At 73.3% G+C, this 17,181-nt stretch carries 18 protein-coding genes; 11 read left to right on the top strand and 7 right to left on the bottom strand.

What is annotated here, in order from left to right; genetic code table 11:
• Nucleotides 1-5 precede the first annotated feature (5 nt).
• The 5 genes from ABEA10_RS23700 to ABEA10_RS23680 all read right to left on the bottom strand — a co-directional run bounded on the left by ABEA10_RS23700 (nucleotide 6) and on the right by ABEA10_RS23680 (nucleotide 3,452).
• Entirely contained in the window at nucleotides 6-773 is a 768-nt protein-coding gene (locus ABEA10_RS23700; RefSeq protein WP_329262392.1) for a TioE family transcriptional regulator, read from the bottom strand.
• Nucleotides 774-795: 22 nt separating this feature from the next.
• Nucleotides 796-1,365, bottom strand: a complete 570-nt coding sequence (gene pspAB / locus ABEA10_RS23695; protein WP_345467468.1) for a PspA-associated protein PspAB — start codon at nucleotides 1,363-1,365, stop codon at nucleotides 796-798.
• A gap of 1 nt (nucleotide 1,366) precedes the next feature.
• Nucleotides 1,367-2,293 (bottom strand): zinc metalloprotease HtpX, encoded by a 927-nt coding sequence (gene htpX / locus ABEA10_RS23690; protein WP_345467466.1) that lies wholly within the window; start codon nucleotides 2,291-2,293, stop codon nucleotides 1,367-1,369.
• 68 nt (nucleotides 2,294-2,361) lie between these two features.
• On the bottom strand, nucleotides 2,362-2,640 hold the full coding sequence (gene pspAA, locus ABEA10_RS23685) for a PspA-associated protein PspAA (RefSeq protein WP_329257771.1): 279 nt from the start codon (nucleotides 2,638-2,640) through the stop codon (nucleotides 2,362-2,364).
• The gene (locus ABEA10_RS23680; protein ID WP_329257768.1) at nucleotides 2,637-3,452 is read right to left on the bottom strand and encodes a PspA/IM30 family protein; all 816 of its coding nucleotides are present in this window, start codon (nucleotides 3,450-3,452) and stop codon (nucleotides 2,637-2,639) included. The genes pspAA and ABEA10_RS23680 overlap by 4 nt, the downstream gene beginning before the upstream one ends.
• Before the next feature lie 124 nt (nucleotides 3,453-3,576).
• Between ABEA10_RS23680 and ABEA10_RS23675 the strand changes: the two genes are divergently transcribed.
• Nucleotides 3,577-4,182: a DUF3043 domain-containing protein gene (locus ABEA10_RS23675; RefSeq protein ID WP_345467462.1), complete on the top strand. Its 606-nt coding sequence runs from the start codon at nucleotides 3,577-3,579 to the stop codon at nucleotides 4,180-4,182.
• Nucleotides 4,183-4,236: 54 nt separating this feature from the next.
• A complete protein-coding gene (locus tag ABEA10_RS23670; RefSeq protein WP_345467459.1) occupies nucleotides 4,237-5,238 on the top strand; it encodes an aldo/keto reductase family protein in 1,002 nt (333 codons plus the stop codon).
• A gap of 96 nt (nucleotides 5,239-5,334) precedes the next feature.
• On the opposite strand, the gene ABEA10_RS23665 is transcribed toward ABEA10_RS23670, so the two are convergent.
• Nucleotides 5,335-5,547, bottom strand: a complete 213-nt coding sequence (locus tag ABEA10_RS23665) for a hypothetical protein (protein ID WP_329257762.1) — start codon at nucleotides 5,545-5,547, stop codon at nucleotides 5,335-5,337.
• 32 nt (nucleotides 5,548-5,579) lie between these two features.
• Nucleotides 5,580-6,488: a DsbA family protein gene (locus tag ABEA10_RS23660; RefSeq protein ID WP_345467453.1), complete on the bottom strand. Its 909-nt coding sequence runs from the start codon at nucleotides 6,486-6,488 to the stop codon at nucleotides 5,580-5,582.
• Nucleotides 6,489-6,770: 282 nt separating this feature from the next.
• Here ABEA10_RS23660 and ABEA10_RS23655 point away from each other — a divergent pair, with 282 nt between their 5' ends.
• The 9 genes from ABEA10_RS23655 to ABEA10_RS23615 form a co-directional block, all read left to right on the top strand.
• Nucleotides 6,771-7,424: an SCO2322 family protein gene (locus tag ABEA10_RS23655; RefSeq protein ID WP_345467450.1), complete on the top strand. Its 654-nt coding sequence runs from the start codon at nucleotides 6,771-6,773 to the stop codon at nucleotides 7,422-7,424.
• Nucleotides 7,425-7,452: 28 nt separating this feature from the next.
• A complete protein-coding gene (locus ABEA10_RS23650) occupies nucleotides 7,453-8,484 on the top strand; it encodes an energy-coupling factor transporter transmembrane component T (RefSeq protein ID WP_345467447.1) in 1,032 nt (343 codons plus the stop codon).
• Nucleotides 8,484-10,109: an ABC transporter ATP-binding protein gene (locus tag ABEA10_RS23645; protein ID WP_345467444.1), complete on the top strand. Its 1,626-nt coding sequence runs from the start codon at nucleotides 8,484-8,486 to the stop codon at nucleotides 10,107-10,109. Before ABEA10_RS23650 ends, ABEA10_RS23645 begins: the two co-directional genes overlap by 1 nt.
• 202 nt (nucleotides 10,110-10,311) lie before the next feature.
• Entirely contained in the window at nucleotides 10,312-11,121 is an 810-nt protein-coding gene (locus ABEA10_RS23640) for an ECF transporter S component (protein WP_345467440.1), read from the top strand.
• Between the two features lie 115 nt (nucleotides 11,122-11,236).
• Nucleotides 11,237-12,190, top strand: a complete 954-nt coding sequence (locus ABEA10_RS23635) for a bifunctional adenosylcobinamide kinase/adenosylcobinamide-phosphate guanylyltransferase (RefSeq protein WP_345467437.1) — start codon at nucleotides 11,237-11,239, stop codon at nucleotides 12,188-12,190.
• Between the two features lie 182 nt (nucleotides 12,191-12,372).
• On the top strand, nucleotides 12,373-13,152 hold the full coding sequence (locus ABEA10_RS23630; RefSeq protein ID WP_345467434.1) for an adenosylcobinamide-GDP ribazoletransferase: 780 nt from the start codon (nucleotides 12,373-12,375) through the stop codon (nucleotides 13,150-13,152).
• A gap of 170 nt (nucleotides 13,153-13,322) precedes the next feature.
• Nucleotides 13,323-14,816 (top strand): leucyl aminopeptidase, encoded by a 1,494-nt coding sequence (locus tag ABEA10_RS23625; protein WP_345467431.1) that lies wholly within the window; start codon nucleotides 13,323-13,325, stop codon nucleotides 14,814-14,816.
• Nucleotides 14,817-15,025: 209 nt separating this feature from the next.
• Complete coding sequence (lpdA, locus tag ABEA10_RS23620) at nucleotides 15,026-16,399, top strand: dihydrolipoyl dehydrogenase (protein ID WP_345467428.1); 1,374 nt, start codon at nucleotides 15,026-15,028, stop codon at nucleotides 16,397-16,399.
• Nucleotides 16,400-16,449: 50 nt separating this feature from the next.
• Nucleotides 16,450-17,181, top strand: a 732-nt coding sequence (locus ABEA10_RS23615; protein ID WP_345467425.1) for a biotin/lipoyl-containing protein, incomplete at its 3' end; no start/stop codon positions are given.

Genomic DNA, 17,181 nt, shown 5'->3' with positions numbered 1-17,181 from the left:
CCTGGTCAGGTCCGGCCGGCCGTCGTACGGGCGGGGGGCTCGCGCTGTCGTAGATAGGTGTCGAGTTCGGCCGCGCCCGCCAGCAGGGCGCGGCCGCGCGCGTCGAGCCGGCCGCGCCATTCGTCCAGGGTCGCCCGCAGGGGTTCGACGCCGCCGGCCTCGCGGACGCGGTCCAGGAGCGGTGCGATCTGCCGCAGCAGGTATCCGCCCCGCCGCAGCTGGTGGGCCAGCCGGGCGTCCCGTACGTCCGCGTCGGTGTAGACGCGGTAACCGGTCCTCGGGTCGCGTCGCGGGCGGACCAGACCGGCGCGTTCCCACTTGCGGAGCGTCGCGGGCCGGAGGCCGAGCCGCCGCGCCAGCGGCCCCACCGAGGTCTCGGCTCCCGTACGGTCACGGCGGACCGTCTCACCGCCTCCACGGCCGCCGTACGTCCCGCCGGGCGGTTCCGGATCGGCCGTCAGGTCGCGGAGGGCCGCCTCGACCGCTGTCAGCGTCCGCCGGTCCTCCAGAAGCCGGGCGTGGCTCTCGTCGACGAGCGTGAGGGCGTCGGCGGTCCGCCCCTCGTTGACGGCCGTCATGATCGCCGTGGCGGTCTGGTGACCGTGGCCCGGCATCAGGGCGACGAAGGCGCGCAGGGCCTGGGCGTGCAGGGGCGTGTAGATCCGGTAGCCGGTGGGCGTGCGCTCCGCCGCGGGAAGGATGCCCGCCTCTTCGTAGTTGCGTACGGCCTGCGGGGACAGGCCGTGCTCACGCGCCAGATCGACGGGCCGCAAGCGCTTCACGCCGCCGATCTTCCTACAGGCCGGGGGCGCCCCAGACCGGGAACCAGCGGCTCAGGTCGCTCTCCACCGGCAGGTCGGCGCCGACCGCACCGCGCACCTGGAGCTCCAGGGCGTTGTCGCGCCGCTCCCCCGACGTCGGCGCGAACGGGTAGAACGTGCCCCGCTTGTAGAGGTAGACCAGGCCCGTACGGCGGCCGTCCGGGGTCGCGAAGGCCACCACCGAGCACAGCAGCTGCGGCCCGAACCCGCCGGACTCCAGGGAGGAGTTGACGGCGTGGATGTCGGTGACGAGCCCGGCGAGGTCGGTGGGCTCGTGCCGGCTCACGAGCCAGGTGTAGCCGTAGGAGTCGGTGCTCAGCTCGACCTTGGGCCCCTCGGCGGAGTCGAGCAGCTCGCGCACGTCACTCTCGATCTGGGCGAACGCCGCGCCCTCGGCGGCGCGGAAGCAGACCGAGCCGACGCCCGTGGGCGTGAGCCCGGCCGCGGCCTCCAGCGTGAGCGCGGCCGTGGGCAGCGCGAACAGCCGGTCGAGGTCGGGCTTCTTCGGCTTGGAGCGCCCGAGCAGGGTGTCGAGGAAACCCATGTCACACGCCCTTGCCGAGCTGGGCGGAGATCTTCGCGAGCTGCTCGAGGCGCTGCTCGAGCGACGGGTGCGTGGAGAAGAGCGTGGAGATGCTGAACCCCTTCGAGAACGCCGGTGCGAAGTAGAAGGCGTTGAACGGCTCGGCCGCGCGCAGGTCCTTCGTCGGGATGCGGGCCATGTCGCCGGTCACCTTCGTCAGCGCGCTGGCCAGCGCCGACGGTCGGCCCGTCAGCTCCGCCGCCGACCGGTCCGCGGACAGCTCGCGGTAGCGCGACAGCGCCCGGGTGAGCAGGAAGCTGATCGCGTAGACGGCCGCGCTGACCCCGATGACGACCAGGAGCACCATCGCGGTGCTCTGGTCGTTGTTGTTGCGGTTGCGGTCGTTGAAGCCGCCCCACAGGCCCCACTGGAGGCCGAACCGCGTGAGCAGGCCGGCCAGGATGCCCAGGAACGACGCGATCGTCATCACGGCGACGTCGCGGTGGGCGACGTGGGAGAGCTCGTGCGCGAGCACGCCCTCCAGCTCGGTGGTGTCGAGCCGGCGGAGCAGCCCCGTCGTGACGCAGACGACCGCGTTGTCCTGGTTGCGTCCGGTGGCGAAGGCGTTCGGCACGTCCGTGTCGGCCACCGCCACCCGCGGCTTCGGCATGTCGGACATCGCGCAGATGCGGTCGATGACCCCGTGCAGCTCCGGCGCCTCCTGTTCGGAGACCACCCGCCCGTGCATGGCGAACAGGGCGAGCTTGTCGGAGAAGAAGTACTGGACCAGCAGGAAGCCCACCGCGATGACCAGGACCAGCACCCACATCTGGGGGAGGTACACGATGAAGAATCCGACGAAGACGACGTAAAGCAGCCCCAGCAGGAACATCGTCACCAGCATGCGAGCCGTGAGTCCCCGGTCCGGTGCGAATCGAGAACGCGCCATCGTGCTCCTCCTACCCCCGACCTGCGTTCACCCCGTACTAACGCCGAAGCGGCGTGATAGGTGCCAGGTCAGTCCGGGATGAGTCCCTCATCACCCAGCATCGCGCGGACCTCGTCCATCGTGGCGTCGGCCGGCGGCAGGATCAGGTCCGACGGGGCGATCTCCTCGGCCGGCAGGGCCTTGCCCACCGTGCGGACCTGCTCCAGCAGGGCGTGCAGCGCCCCGCGGAACTTCTCCTCGTCGCCCGACTCGATCGCCGCTTCGAGCTCGCCGTCGAGCGTATTGAGAGCGGTCAGGTCACCGTCGACGACGTCGACCTGGCCCTCGCCCATGATCCGGACGATCACTGGCCCTCCCGCGGCTGCTGCGGCGCCTGGTTCGGCGTCTGGTGCGGCTGAGCCTGCGGAGCCTGCTGCCCCTGCTGTTGTCCCTGGGCGGCGTCGAGCTGCTTGGGCGCGGGCGCCATGCCGAGCTCGGCCTTCATCTGCTCCAGCTCGAGGTCGACGCCGGGACCCGCGCCCATGCGGTCGAGCTCGGCCTGGATGTCGTCGCGCGGACCGGAGTAGTCCTCCAGGGCGCCCGAGGCGAGCAGTTCGTCGATGGCGCCGGCACGCGCCTTCATGTTCTCGGTCTTCTCCTCGGCGCGCTGGATCGCGAGGCCGACATCGCCCATCTCCTCGGAGATGCCGGAGAACGCCTCGTTGATCTTGGTCTGCGCCTCGGCCGCCGTGTAGGTGGCCTTGATGGTCTCCTTGCGCGTGCGGAAGGAGTCGACCTTCGCCTGCAGCCGCTGGGAGGCGAGCGTGAGCTTCTCCTCCTCGCCCTGGAGCTGCTGGTACTGCGCCCGCAGGTCGTTCAGCTGGCTGTCGAGACCGCCCCGGCGGGTCAGCGCCTCACGTGCGAGGTCCTCACGGCCCACCTGGAGGGCCTTCCGACCCTGGTCGGTGAGCTTCGCCTGCTGCTGCTCCAGCTGGTTGATCTGGAGTTCGAGCCGCTTGCGGGAGGTGGCCACGTCGGCCACGCCGCGGCGGACCTTCTGGAGCATCTCAAGCTGGCGCTGGTACGAATAGTCAAGGGTTTCGCGAGGATCCTCCATTTTGTCCAGCGCCTTGTTGGCCTTGGACTTGAAGATCATCGACATTCGTTTCATCACGCTCATCGCGCGTGGCCGGTCCCTTCGTGCTGGTGCCTCTGCGAACGCTGCTGGGGTTAGCCACCACCCTACGCGTTAACGACCAAGACAGTCATTATGTTCGCGTCCCGGCGCCGGTAGGCTGATCTGCGTGTTCCGACGCCGTACCGAGACCGCCACCGAAGAGCCGCCCCAGCCCCCCGAGGCAGGCAAGACCACCAAGACGGTGGGCAAGGGCCGGCCCACGCCCAAACGCCGCGACGCCGAAAAGCGCAACCGCCAGCCGATAACGGCCCCGAAGACCCGCCGGGAGGCCCTTCGCCGCGACCGCGAGCAGCGCACGCGCCGCCCCGGCAACGCCAAGCAGATCCGTGAGGGCATCGCCCGCGGTGACGAGCGTTATCTGCCCCGGCGCGACAAAGGCCCGGTACGCAAGCTCGCCCGCGATTACGTCGACTCCCGGCGCACGTTCGGCGAGTTCTTCATGTACCTCACCATCCTGGTCGTCGTGCTGTCGATGGTGGCGCCGCTGACCGTGCGCATCTACCTGCAGACGTTCGGGCTGCCGGTGATCCTCGCCGTGATCATCGTCGAGTCGGTCGTGATCTCCAGCCGGGTGAAGAAGCTCGCGCGCGAGCGCTTCCCCGACGAGAGCACCCAGGGCGTCGGCATCTACGCGGTGACGCGCTCGATGCAGATCCGGCGGCTGCGCATGCCGCAGGCCCGTCTCAAGCCGGGGCAGAAGGCCGAGATCTGACTCCCTCCCGGCCCGGCGGATGACGCCCGGGCGGCCGGGTTAGTGTTCCAGAACATGGAGTTTCGTCATCTCGGCCGCAGCGGCCTCATGGTCAGTGAACTCGCCTACGGAAACTGGATCACCCACGGTTCGCAGATCGAGGAGGAGGCCGCCGCCGCGTGCGTGAAGGCCGCCCTCGACGAGGGGATCACGACGTTCGACACCGCCGACGTCTACGCCGGCACGCGGGCCGAGGAGGTGCTCGGCCGCGCGCTCAGGGGGCAGCGCCGCGAGTCGCTGGAGATCTTCACCAAGGTGTACTGGCCGACCGGTGATGGCCGGAACGACCGCGGCCTGTCGCGCAAGCACATCTTCGAGTCGATCCACGGCTCCCTGCGCCGCCTCGGGACCGACTACGTCGACCTGTACCAGGCGCACCGGTTCGACCACGAGACGCCGCTCGAGGAGACCCTGCGGGCCTTCGACGACCTCGTACGCCAGGGCAAGGTCCTCTACGTCGGCGTGTCGGAGTGGCGCGCCGAGGAGATCGCCCGCGCACTGAAGATCGCCGACGAGATGGGCCTGGACCGGATCGTGTCCAACCAGCCGCAGTACAGCATGCTGTGGCGCGTCATCGAGTCCGAGGTCGTGCCGCTGTCCGAACGCGAGGGCGTCGGGCAGGTCGTCTTCTCGCCACTCGCCCAGGGCGTGCTGACCGGCAAGTACGTGCCCGGCCAGGCGCCGCCCGCGGGCTCCCGCGCGACCGACGCGGAGGGCGGCGCGTCCGTGATCAAGCGCGTCCTGCGCGAGGAGGTCCTGACGCGGGTGCAGCGGCTGCGGCCGATCGCCGAGGAGGCGGGCCTTTCGATGGCCCAGCTCGCGGTGGCCTGGGTGCTGCAGAACCCCAACGTCTCCTCCGCCATCATCGGCGCGAGCCGGCCCGAGCAGGTACGCGACAACGCGCGCGCGGCCGGCGTACGGCTGGACCCTGCGCTGCTCAAGCGCATCGACGAGGTCCTGGAGCCGGTCATCGAGCGTGACCCGGCCAGGACGGTCAGCCCGCCGCGCCGTCCGTGACCCCGGCCGCGCCGGCGTGACCTCGGTCATGCCGGCGGGCGCGTGATCGCCGCGACGGGGCGCCGAGCCCGTCGCGGCGCGTCACGGGCCGTGGCCTCAGCCCTCCGGCGGGTGCAGGCTCATCGGGCCGTAGACGACCCGGCCGTCCTCCAGCAGGCTGACCTGGTCGACGCCGGACTCCACCAGGCCCCGCCAGTTCTCCCCGACCCACGACTCGGCGTCGGCCTGGGTACTCCATGTCTCCTCGCCGAGGCCGGGTGCGTCGATCGGTGACCCGTCCGCCTTCTCGTACCGCCAGCTCCAGGGCATGACTCTCCTGTTACCTCCGCGCACGTGCTCCCTCATCCGGCCGCGACGACCGCATTCCGCAGGCCTTCGGCGGTCATCGTCTCATCCGTCGCCAAGGCCTCGCCGTTCACCTTCACCGTCGGCGTGCCGGAGATGCCGCCGGAGATCGCCGCCTGGCTCGTCCGTCGCACCTCCGCGGCGTACCGCAGGGTCCGTACGCAGGAGGCGAAGCCCGAACCGGTCTCCCCGGCCGTCTTCCCGAACGACAGCAGGTCCGCGACGCTGAAGCCCTGGCTCCCCTCTTCCGGCTGGTGGAGGAACAGCTGGTCCTGGTAGGCCAGCCAGCGGTCCCCGTCGGTGACGCAGTGCGCGGCCGCGGCGGCCCGCGTGGAGTTGCCCGACAGGGGCTCGCTGCTGAAGATCACGATGGGGTGGTAGACGACCTTGGCGCGGCCCTCCCCCGCGAGGTTCTTCAGGGTCGCGTCGTTGATCCGGTGGAACTCCTTGCAGACCGGACACTGGAAGTCCTCATAGACGTCCACGACCGTGCGCCCCGCGCCCGCCTTGACCATGGTCACGGTGCCGTCGCCCGCGGTCGTGACGGTCACGCCCGGCGCGGCGGCGACCGGCTCGGGGCGGTCGCCGTCGCGCCGCAGCAGGATCGCCGTGACGGTCACGCACACCGCCAGGACGACGAACCCGGCGACGAGGCCGACGACGAGGCCACGGCGACGCCGGACCGGCGGCGGCCCGTACGGCGGCGGAGCACCGTAGGGCGGGCCGTACGGTGGGCCGTAGGGCGGTGCGCCGCCGGGAGGCGGCGGCCCGTACGCGGGCGGCGGCCATGCCCCGGGAGGCGGTCCGGCCCCCGGCGGCGGGAACGGCCCGTAGCCGGGGCCGTACGGCAGGTCGTCCCGCGGCTCGCGGTCCCCGGGGGGCGGGCCGCTCGGGGGGTGGCTCACGGTTCGCCAGATTACCGGTGTGGGCCGTTTTGACGAGGTCTCGGCGTCCGTGGTCAACTCATCGGCAGCAGCACACCGCGCCGACGTGGGGAAAGCCGGTCCGAATCCGGCGCTGACCCGCAACCGTGTGCCGTGCGGGCCCCCCGCCCGCGCGGCGAGCCGGACGCTCGCGTCGGCGCGAGCGGCTCCGAGAATCCGTCGTGGTCTGCGGGTGGGAGTCCGGGCGCGTGCGGCTCGTGGTGCGCCCGTCCCCGCCGGCACCACACCCATCGAAAGGCGCCCATGCTCACGGCTCGTTTCCGCGTCATCGCGGCCCCAGGGTCCATCCTGGCACTCGTCCTCTGGGTCGTCTGGGCGCTCGCGGCCCCCGCGTCGGCGGACGCCACCGCGTTCTGGGGCTACTGGCAGGCCGACGGCTCCAAGTGGGCGTTCGCCCAGACCGGACCGGCGTCCACCCATCCCAAGGACGGCGCCGTCGAGGGCTGGCGGTTCGCCAAGTCGAGCGGGGAGTCGGGCACGCCGCCGCGCGGCACCCCCGACTTCGCCAAGATCTGCGGTTCCACCCCGAAACAGGCGGGCGCCAAGCGGGTGGCCGTCGTGATCGACTACGGCGAGGCCGCCGACGCGCCGGCCGGCGCCACCCCGCCCGCCGCCAAGACCTCCTGCGCGTCGGTGCCGCAGAACGCCACCGGCTCCGACGTCCTGGCGAAGGTGGCACGGCCACAATCGGACAAGTCCGGCCTCGTCTGCGCCATCGACGCCTTCGGCACCTGCGCCGCCGCCGCGCCCTCGTCCTCGTCCTCGCCGAGCGCGACGGCCGCGCCGGCCAAGAAGAAGAGCGCCGGATCCACCGCGGTGTCGATCGTCATCGGTGTGCTCCTCGTGCTCGCCGCGGGCGGCAGCATGATGGCGGTGCGTCGCCGCGCCAAGCTATGAGCGGCCGGACCGGCGGGCGGAGCCGCCGGTGAGGGCCTCCCGGCCGCTGCACCCCGGCGCCTGGTGGCTGTGGGCCCTCGGCCTGGCCACCGCCGCCACGCGCACGTCCAGCCCCCTGCTCCTGCTCCTGGTCGTGGCCGCCACCGGGCTGGTCGTCGCCGTCCGGCGCACCGGTGACTCGTGGGCGGGCTCGTACTCGGTGTTCCTCCGCATCGGGGCGGTGGTCCTGGTCGTGCGCGTCGTCTTCTGGGTGGTGTTCGCCGTGCCCGCGCCGGGCCCGGCCCTGTTCACGCTGCCGTCGGTGACGCTCCCGGACTGGATGGCCGGCACCCGGCTCGGCGGCCCGGTGACCGCGGACGGCCTGCGGGCCGGTCTGTACGACGGGCTGCGCCTCGCCGCCGTCCTCGTCTGCCTGGGCGCGGCGAACGCCCTGGCGAGTCCGAGCCGGATGCTGAAGACCGTCCCCGGCGCCCTGTACGAGATGGGCGTCGCGGTCGTCGTCGCGATGACGTTCGCGCCGCAGGCGGTGACACACGTCCGCCGCGTACGGGCGGCGCACCGGCTGCGCGGACGCCCGGACCGCGGGCTGCGCGCCGTGCGCGGGCTGGCCATGCCGGTGATCGAGGGCGCGCTGGAGCGGTCGGTGGAGCTCGCGGCGGCGATGGACTCCCGCGGGTACGGCCGTGCCGCGGCGGTCTCGCCCGCGCGCCGGCGCGCCACGGCGGGGCTGACGCTCGCCGGGCTGCTGGCCGTGTGCGCCGGCCTGTACGGCCTGCTGGGCGCGGACACCCCGGCCGCGCTCGGCACGCCGATGCTGCTGCTGGGCCTGGCCGCGGCAACGGCCGGCCTGTGGCTGGGCGGCCGCCGCTCGCCGCGCACCCGCTACCGCCCCGACCCGTGGAGGTGGCCGGAGTGGGCCGTGTCGGCCTGCGGCCTGGCGTCCGCCGCCGCGACGGCGGGTGGCGCGCGCACGGCGGGCACGCCGGTGCTCCCGGCCGCCGCCCTCGTGCTGGCCGTGGCCGTGGCGCTGCTGTCGCCGCCCGGACGGCGGGAGGCCTGATGATCCGCTTCGAACGGGTGGGCTTCCGGTACGCCGAGGAGGCCGCCCCGGTGCTGTCCGGCGTCGACCTGGAGGTCGACGAGGGCGAGCTGTGCCTGGTCGTGGGCCGTACCGGCTCGGGCAAGTCGACGCTGCTGCGCGCCGTCAACGGGCTGGTCCCGCACTTCACCGGCGGGATCCTGTCCGGCCGGGTCACCGTGGCCGGCCGCGACACCCGCGACCACCCGCCGCGCGACCTCGCCGACGTCGTCGGGTACGTCGGCCAGGACCCGCGGGCCGGGTTCGTCACCGACGTGGTCGAGGAGGAACTGGCGTACGGGATGGAGTCGCTCGGCCTGGCGCCATCGGTGATGCGGCGCCGCGTCGAGGAGACGCTCGACCTCCTCGGCCTGGAGGCGGTGCGCGACCGCCCGCTGGCGACGCTGTCCGGCGGCCAGGCGCAACGCGTCGCGATCGGGTCGGTGCTGACGGCGCATCCGCGGGTGCTCGTGCTGGACGAGCCCACCTCCGCGCTCGACCCGGTCGGCGCCGAGGACGTGCTGGCCATCCTCCAGCGGCTCGTGCACGACCTGGCGCTCACCGTCGTGCTGGCCGAACACCGGCTCGAACGCGTCGTCCACCTCGCCGACACCGTCGTCGTGCTGGCGGGCGACGGCGGCCCCGCGGCGTACGGCCCGGCGGCGGTGGTCATGGGCGACGCGCCGGTGGCCCCGCCGGTCGTGCGGCTCGGGCGGGCCGCGGGCTGGTCGCCGCTGCCGCTGTCGGTCCGCGACGCCCGCCGGGCCGCCGCGCCGCTGCGCGCCCGCCTGGCGCGAGAGGGCGGGATGGCGGAAGACGCCGCGCCCGCCGCCCGCCCGGACGGCGCGGCCGTGGCCACCGTACGAGGGCTGCGGATCCGGTACGGGCCGGTGTCCGCGCTGCGCGGCGTGGACCTCGCCGTCGCGCGTGGCGAGGTCGTCGCCCTCATGGGGCGCAACGGCGCGGGCAAGTCCTCGCTGCTGTCGTCGCTGGTCGGCCTCGTACGGCCGGAGGCGGGCCGCGTCGAGGTGCTCGGCGCCGCGCCGCACGAGCTGCGGGCCCGGGCGATGGTGCGGCGCGCGGGACTCGTCCCCCAGGACCCGGCCGACCTGCTGTACGCCGAGACGGTCGCGGCCGAGTGCCGTGCCGCCGACCGCGACATGGCCGCGGCGGAGGGCACCTGCCGGACGCTGTTCGGCCGCCTCGCACCCGGCGTCGCCGACGACGTCCATCCGCGCGATCTGTCCGAGGGCGGGCGGCTGTGCCTCGCCCTGGCCGTCATCCTCACCGGACGACCGCCGCTCATCCTGCTCGACGAGCCCACCCGCGGCCTCGACTACGCGGCCAAGACGCGGCTGGTGGAGATCCTGCGGGAGCTGGCCGCCGACGGCCACGCGATCGTGCTCGCCACCCACGACGTCGAACTCGCCGCGGAGGTGGCCGGCCGCGTCGTCGTGGTCGCCGACGGCGAGGTGGTCTCCGACGGCCCCACCGAGGAGGTCCTGGTCTCCTCCCCCGCGTTCGCGCCGCAGATGAGCAAGATCTTCGCGCCGCTGCCGCTGCTGACCGTCGCCCAGGCCACCGCGGCGCTCCTGGACCGGCCATGACCGAGCGAAGCGAGGGAATCAAAAGACGCGCCCCTGTGGTCACGCCCTCCGACGAAGGAGGACTCACGACCGAGCGAAGCGAGGGAATCAAAAGACGCGCCCCTGTGGTCACGCCCTCCGACGAAGGAGGACTCATGACCGAGCGGAGCGAGGGGATCGACGGCACGACGCCGTGGTCACGCCCTCCGGCGAGGGAGGTCTCATGAGCGGAGCCGGCGGGTACGTGGCCGCGGTACGGCTGCGGCCGCGGTCGGCGATCGCGGTCGGGCTGGTGTCGCTGGCGGGGCTGGTGGCGTTCGGCTGGCCGCTCGTCGTGGCGCCGCACGCGGGCATCACCCAGGCCGGGCCCGCGTCGTGGGTGTTCGTGCTCCTGCTCCCCCTGCTGCTGCTCGTCGCGCTCGCGGAGATCTCCGAGGGCGGTGTGGACGCCAAGGCGGTCGCCCTCCTCGGCGTGCTCGCCGCGATCGGGGCGGCGCTGCGGCCGCTCGGCACGGGGGTCGCCGGGTTCGAGCCGATGTTCTTCGTCCTGGTGCACGGCGGCCGGGTGCTCGGCCGGGGCTTCGGCTACCTGCTCGGGTCGGTGACGATGCTCGCCAGCGCGCTGCTCACCGCCGGGGTGGGCCCGTGGCTGCCGTTCCAGATGCTCGGCGCGGCGTGGGTGGGGTTCTTCGCGGGCTGCCTGCCGCGCCTCGGCGGCCGGGCCGAGATCGCGATGCTCACGGGCTATGGCGCGGTGGCCGCGTTCCTCTATGGTTCGTTGCAGGACCTGGCGTTGTGGCCGTTCGCGACGGGAGTGTCGACGTCGATCGCTTACGTACCCGGTGCGGCGCTGACCGCGAACCTCGGCCGGTTCGTGGCGTTCGACCTCGCCACGTCGATGGGGTTCGACGTGCCGCGCGCGATCACGACCGCGGTGCTGGTCGCGGTGACCGGCCGCCCGGTGCTGCTGGCCCTGCGCCGTGCCGCCCGCCGCGCCGCGTTCGAGGCTCCCGTGGACTTCCGGCGCCCGTGACCGAGCGGAACGAGGGACGCGAAGACACGGCCCGCACGGTCGCTCCCCCGGCGGAGGACGGCTCGTGTACCACCCGCGTACGGGTGCGGGCGCGCCGGCGGGAGGCGGGGCGGCCGTGGACGGACTAGAACTCCGCCTGCTCGGCATCGCGGGACCGGCCGGCTGGCCCGAACCCGGCTGCCGGTGCGCCTCCTGCACGCGCATGCGCGCCGCGCGCCGCCGGTTGGAGCCGACGCGCGTCCTGCTCGACGGGGTGCCGCTCGATCAGTGCCGGCGCGAGGAGATCCCGGGCGGGTTCGAGGTCCGCACGCCGCGCGGCCACCGGGTGCTGTTCGCCTCCCGGCCGGGCGCCCGGCCACGGCCGCCCGCCCCCGGCCCGTACGACGCCGTCCTGCTGGACCTGGCCGGTGACCCCGCGCACCTGGGGTGGCTGCGCCACATCGGCGCGGTGACCTCCGCGACACGCGTCGAGGCCGTCCAGGTCGACCACCGGATCGCGTCGCCGGCCGAGCTCGAACGCCGCCTGGAGCGGTGGCGGCGTCCGTTCACCGCGCCGTGGCGGACCCTCATCCTCGGCGGCGCCCGCTCGGGCAAGTCGGAGGAGGCCGAGAAACGGGTGCTGGCCGATGCCGACGTGACCTATGTGGCCACGGGCGTCATGCACCCCGACGACCCCGACTGGCGTGCCCGCATCGCCGCGCACCGCGCGCGGCGGCCCGGCTGGTGGGAGACCACCGAGACGATCGACGTGGCGGGCCTGCTCCGTACGGCGTCCGGCACCCTCCTCATCGACGGCATGGGCACGTGGCTGACCGCGATGTTCGACGCCCTCGGCGCGTGGGAGTACCCGCGCGCCGTCCAGCCGCGCGTGGACGAGCTGGTCACGGCCTGGCGGTCCACGGAGGCCCACGTCGTGGCGGTCAGCGACGAGGTCGGGCTGTCGGTCGTCCCCGAGACCCCGGTCGGCCGGGCCTTCCGCGACCTGCTCGGCCGGCTCAACCAGCGGCTGGCCGCCGAGTCCGAGGAGACCGCACTCGTCGTCGCCGGCCGCGTCCTGGACCTGCCATGAGCGAGCGAATCGAAGAACGCGCGCGCCCGGTCACTCCTCCCACGAAGGAGGGCCCATGAGCGAGCGGAGCGAGCGAATCAGAGAACACGCGCGCCTGGTCTCTCCACCGACGAAGGAGGGCCCATGAGCGAGCGGATCAGAGAACACACGCACCTGGTCACTCCCCCGGCGAAGGAGCGCTCGTGAGTGCCCGCCCCGCCCCGGCCGTGAACGACGGGCTGCGGCTGGCCGTCTCTCTGCTCACGGTCGTGCCGGTCCGCGCCGGGCGGGTGGACCGGGAGACCGCCCGGTGGGCGATGACGCTGGCGCCCGTCGCCGGCCTTCTCGTCGGCGCGGTGGCCGCGGCGGTGCTCCTCGTCTCCGGATGGCTGGGCTTCGGCTCGTTTCTCGCCGCGGCCCTCGCGGTCGGTGCGACGGCCGCGCTGACCCGCGGCCTGCACCTGGACGGCCTCGCCGATCTCGCCGACGGCCTGGGCAGCGGCCGGCCCGCCGACGACGCGCTGGCGATCATGAAGAAGTCCGACATCGGGCCGTTCGGCGTCGTCACGCTCGTGCTGACGCTCGCCGTGCAGGTCGCCGCGATCGCCGAGGCCCCGGTGGCCGCGGTCGTCGTGGCCGGGATGACCGGGCGGCTCGCGGTCACGTGGGCCTGCCGCACCCGCGTCCGCGCCGCGCGGCCGGAGGGGCTCGGCGCGCTCGTCGCGGGCACCGTACGGCCCCGCGACGCGGTCGCGGCCGTGCTGGTCACCGCGATCGCGGGCGCGCTCGCGGCACTGACCGGACCGGACGGCGGCGCGTACGACGCGCTGCGCGGTGCCCTCGCGGTCCTGGCCGGACTGACGGCGTCGGCGGCGCTGCTCCGGCACGCCGTGCGGCGGCTGGGCGGCGTGACCGGCGACGTGCTGGGCGCGCTGGTCGAGACGGCGGCGACGGCGGCGCTGCTGGTGATGTCGGTCCGCTGAGGGACGCCGGGCGGAAGATCGTTAGCGTAGCTTACTTTCAGCAGTGCTTACGAAACGCCCGGTGAGTGGCCGATCACGGACACCGGCGCGGGCAAAGCACCAGGCAGCGGCGCGAACCTTGTTGATCGAATTGACGAAACCAGTCAGTAGTGCGACTAGCATCTGGCCACGTGACGAACCTCAAGCTTGCCAATCCCGAAATCGCAACCCTTGACGTCGACGCGATCGTGATCGGCGTTGTCAGTAACGAGCCCGACATAGATCTCGCCTCCGGCGCCGAGACTGTCGATCGGGCGTTCGACGGCGGTCTCGCCGCCGTCCTGGCCGGCCTGGGTGTGACCGGGAAGCAGGGAGAGATCACCAAGCTCCCGACGTTCGGCAAGCTTTCCGCGCCGGTCATCGTCGCCGTCGGCCTGGGCAAGGAGCGCGACGCCTCCGCCGACGGCGGTGAGGCCCTGCGCCGCGCCGCCGGGGCCGCGCTGCGCTCGCTGGCCGGGTCCGCGTCGGTCGCGCTCGCGCTGCCCGCCGCCACCGCCGAGGACGTCACCGCCGTCGCCACCGGCGCGCTGCTGGGCAACTACGCCTACCTCAACTACCGCACCGGCGACGGCCACAAGAAGCCCGTCGGCGAGGTGACCGTGGTCGGCACCGCGGACGCCGGAGACGCGATCCACCGCGCCCAGGTCGTCGCCGAGTCCGTCACGCTGGTACGCGACCTGGTCAACACGCCGCCGTCGGACCTGAGCCCGGAGATCTTCGCCGAGACCGCCGAGCAGGTGGCCGCCGCGACCGGCCTGTCCATCCAGGTACTCGACGAGAAGGCGCTGGTCGAGGGCGGGTACGGCGGCATCGTCGGCGTGGGCCAGGGATCGGTCAACCCGCCGCGGCTCGTCCGTCTCGCCTACCGGCACCCCGAGGCCGCCCACACCGTCGCGTTCGTCGGCAAGGGCATCACCTTCGACTCCGGCGGCCTGTCGCTCAAGCCCGCCGACTCCATGGACTGGATGAAGTCCGACATGGGCGGCGCCGCCGCCGTCCTGGGCGCTCTCAAGGCGGTCGCCCGGCTGGCGCCGAAGGTCAACGTCGTCGGCTACCTCGCCATCGCCGAGAACATGCCGAGCGGCACCGCACAGCGCCCCTCCGACGTGCTCACCATCTACGGCGGGAAGACCGTCGAGGTGCTCAACACCGACGCCGAGGGCCGCCTCGTCATGGCCGACGCGATCGTGCGCTCCGGCGAGGATGACCCCGACCTGATCGTCGACGTGGCCACGCTCACCGGCGCGCAGCTCGTCGCGCTCGGCACCCGCACCGCCGGCGTGATGGCCAACGACGACGCCGTACGCGACCGCGTGGTCGCCGCGGCGGGACGCGCCGGCGAGGCCGCCTGGCCGATGCCGCTGCCCGAGGAGCTGCGCAAGGGCCTCGAGTCCTCCGTCGCCGACATCGCCAACGTCAGCGGCGAGCGCTGGGGCGGCATGCTGACCGCCGGCGTGTTCCTCCGTGAGTTCGTACCGGAGGGCGTGCGGTGGGCCCACCTCGACATCGCCGGCCCGGCGTTCCACAAGGGCGAGCCGTACGGCTACACGCCCAAGGGCGGCACCGGGGCGGCCGTGCGCACGCTCCTGCAGATCACCGAGGACGTCGCCGCCGAAGGGCTCTGAGGTGTGCTCCCAGGCCCCGCCCGCGGCGTTCGCGCCCGGCCGGGCGGCGGGCCTGGGAACCACCGCGCCGTGACGCGATCCGGCGCGTTCGCACCGGCGTGAGCGGGAGCCATGTCACCGGGCACCGGCCACAAGTGGAAAGATGCTTCCCGGGGAAGAACCATCGCGCCCACGCCCGGCGCGCGAGTGAGCATCGTTAGGAGCGTCCCGTGTCGAATAGCACCTACGACATCGTCGTCCTAGGTGGTGGCAGCGGCGGCTATGCGTGCGCGTTGCGCGCGGTGGAGCTGGGCAAGAGCGTCCTGCTCATCGAGAAGGACAAGCTGGGCGGCACGTGCCTCAACCGCGGCTGCATCCCGACCAAGGCGCTGCTGCACGCCGCCGAGGTCGCCGACCAGACACGTGAGGCCGCCTCCTTCGGCGTCAAGGCCCGTTTCGACGGCATCGACCTGCCGGGCGTGCACGCCTACAAGGACAAGGTCGTCAGCACCACTGTCAAGGGCCTCACCGGCCTGATCAAGTCCAAGGGCATCACGATCGTCGAGGGCGAGGGCCGGCTCGTGTCGCCTACGCAGGTCCGCGTCGGCGACACGACGTACGAGGGCGGCCACATCGTCCTGGCCACCGGCTCGGTGCCCAGGTCGCTGCCCGGCCTGGAGATCGACGGCGAGCGGGTCATCTCCAGCGACCACGCGCTCACCCTCGACCGGATCCCGCAGTCGGTCGTGGTCCTCGGCGGCGGCGTGATCGGCGTGGAGTTCGCGAGCGTCTGGCGTTCCTTCGGCGCCGAGGTGACCATCGTCGAGGCGCTGCCGCACCTGCTCCCGCTGGAGGAGGAGTCCAGCTCCAAGCGGCTCGAGCGGGCGTTCCGCAAGCGTGGCATCAAGTTCGAGCTCGGCGCGCGCTACGAGAGCGTCAAGCACACCGACTCCGGGGTGATCGTCACGCTCGAGGGCGGCAAGGCCCTCGACGCCGAGATCCTGCTCGTCGCCGTCGGCCGGGGCCCGGTCTCCGACGGCCTGGGTCTGGAGGAGGTCGGCGTCGAGGTCGAGCGCGGCTTCGTGAAGGTCGACGAATACTGCCGCACCAACGTCGAGACGATCTCCGCGGTCGGCGACCTGATCCCGACGCTCCAGCTGGCGCACGTCGGCTTCGCCGAGGGCATCCTCGTCGCCGAGCGGCTCGGCGGCCTGGACCCCGCGCCGATCGACTACGACGGCGTACCCCGCATCACCTACTCCGAGCCCGAGGTCGCCTCGGTGGGCATCACCACCAAGACGGCCGAAGAGCGCGGTATCGAGACGACTTCCTTCACCTACGACCTGGCCGGCAACCCGCGGAGCAAGATCCTCGGCACTCAGGGCGAGGTGAAGGTCATCGCGGAGAAGGACGGCCCGGTCCTGGGAATCCACATGGTCGGCAGCCGTGTGGGCGAGCTCATCACCGAGGGCCAGCTGATCTACAACTGGGAGGCCCTGCCGTCCGAGGTCGCCCAGCTGATCCATCCGCATCCCACCCAGTCCGAGGCGGTCGGCGAGGCTCATCTCGCCCTCGCCGGCAAGCCACTGCACGTCCACGGCTGATCACCGCCCGACCCAGCACGAACCAGCACCAAGAGGAGTCGCTGAGAACCATGTCGGTCTCCGTAACCATGCCCCAGCTCGGCGAGAGCGTGACCGAGGGCACTGTCACCCGCTGGCTCAAGAAGGAAGGTGAGCACGTCGAGGCCGATGAGCCGCTCCTCGAAGTGTCGACCGACAAGGTCGACACCGAGATCCCCTCACCGGCCGCGGGCGTCCTGAGCAGCATCACCGTCGCCGAAGACGAGACCGTCGAGGTCGGCGCCGAGCTGGCGATCATCGCGCAGGAGGGCGAGGCCGCCGCGGACACCGGCGGTCAGGCCCAGCCGCAGCAGCAGGAGGAGGCGCCGCAGCAGGCCGAGCCGGAGCAGGCACAGGCCGAGCCGGAGCCCGCCCCCGCGCCGGCGCCCGAGCCGGAGCGCCCCGCCGCGCAGCAGCAGCCCCAGCAGCAGGCCCCGTCCTGGCCGCCGCCGGCGCAGCAGCAGCCGGCCCCGCAGCCCCAGCAGCAGGCCGAGCCCGCGGGCGCGCCGTCGGGCGACAGCCCGTACGTCACCCCGCTGGTCCGCAAGCTGGCGGCCGAGCACGACGTCGACCTGGCCTCGATCAAGGGCACGGGCGTCGGCGGCCGCATCCGCAAGCAGGACGTCCTGGAGGCCGCGCGGGCCAAGCAGGCGCCCCCGCCGGAGACCGCGCCGCCGGCCCAGCAGGCCTCCGCCCCGCAGGCCCCGGCTCCCGCCCCGGCCCAGGCTCCGGCCGCCCGGCCCGCGGTGCAGGCGCCCGCGCCG

The organism is Actinoallomurus oryzae (assembly GCF_039541955.1).
Classification (GTDB): domain Bacteria; phylum Actinomycetota; class Actinomycetes; order Streptosporangiales; family Streptosporangiaceae; genus Actinoallomurus; species Actinoallomurus oryzae.
The sequence above is the reverse complement of the archived record's forward strand: the minus strand, read 5'-3'. Positions and strand labels throughout refer to the sequence as shown.

Coding starts and splice junctions, on each gene's coding strand:
- ABEA10_RS23655 (WP_345467450.1), top strand. CDS start 6,771: ATGCTCACGGCTCGTTTCCGCGTCATCGCGGCCCCAGGGTCCATCCTG.
- ABEA10_RS23670 (WP_345467459.1), top strand. CDS start 4,237: ATGGAGTTTCGTCATCTCGGCCGCAGCGGCCTCATGGTCAGTGAACTC.
- pspAB (WP_345467468.1), bottom strand. CDS start 1,365: ATGGGTTTCCTCGACACCCTGCTCGGGCGCTCCAAGCCGAAGAAGCCC.
- ABEA10_RS23640 (WP_345467440.1), top strand. CDS start 10,312: ATGAGCGGAGCCGGCGGGTACGTGGCCGCGGTACGGCTGCGGCCGCGG.
- ABEA10_RS23665 (WP_329257762.1), bottom strand. CDS start 5,547: ATGCCCTGGAGCTGGCGGTACGAGAAGGCGGACGGGTCACCGATCGAC.
- ABEA10_RS23645 (WP_345467444.1), top strand. CDS start 8,484: ATGATCCGCTTCGAACGGGTGGGCTTCCGGTACGCCGAGGAGGCCGCC.
- htpX (WP_345467466.1), bottom strand. CDS start 2,293: ATGGCGCGTTCTCGATTCGCACCGGACCGGGGACTCACGGCTCGCATG.
- ABEA10_RS23680 (WP_329257768.1), bottom strand. CDS start 3,452: ATGAGCGTGATGAAACGAATGTCGATGATCTTCAAGTCCAAGGCCAAC.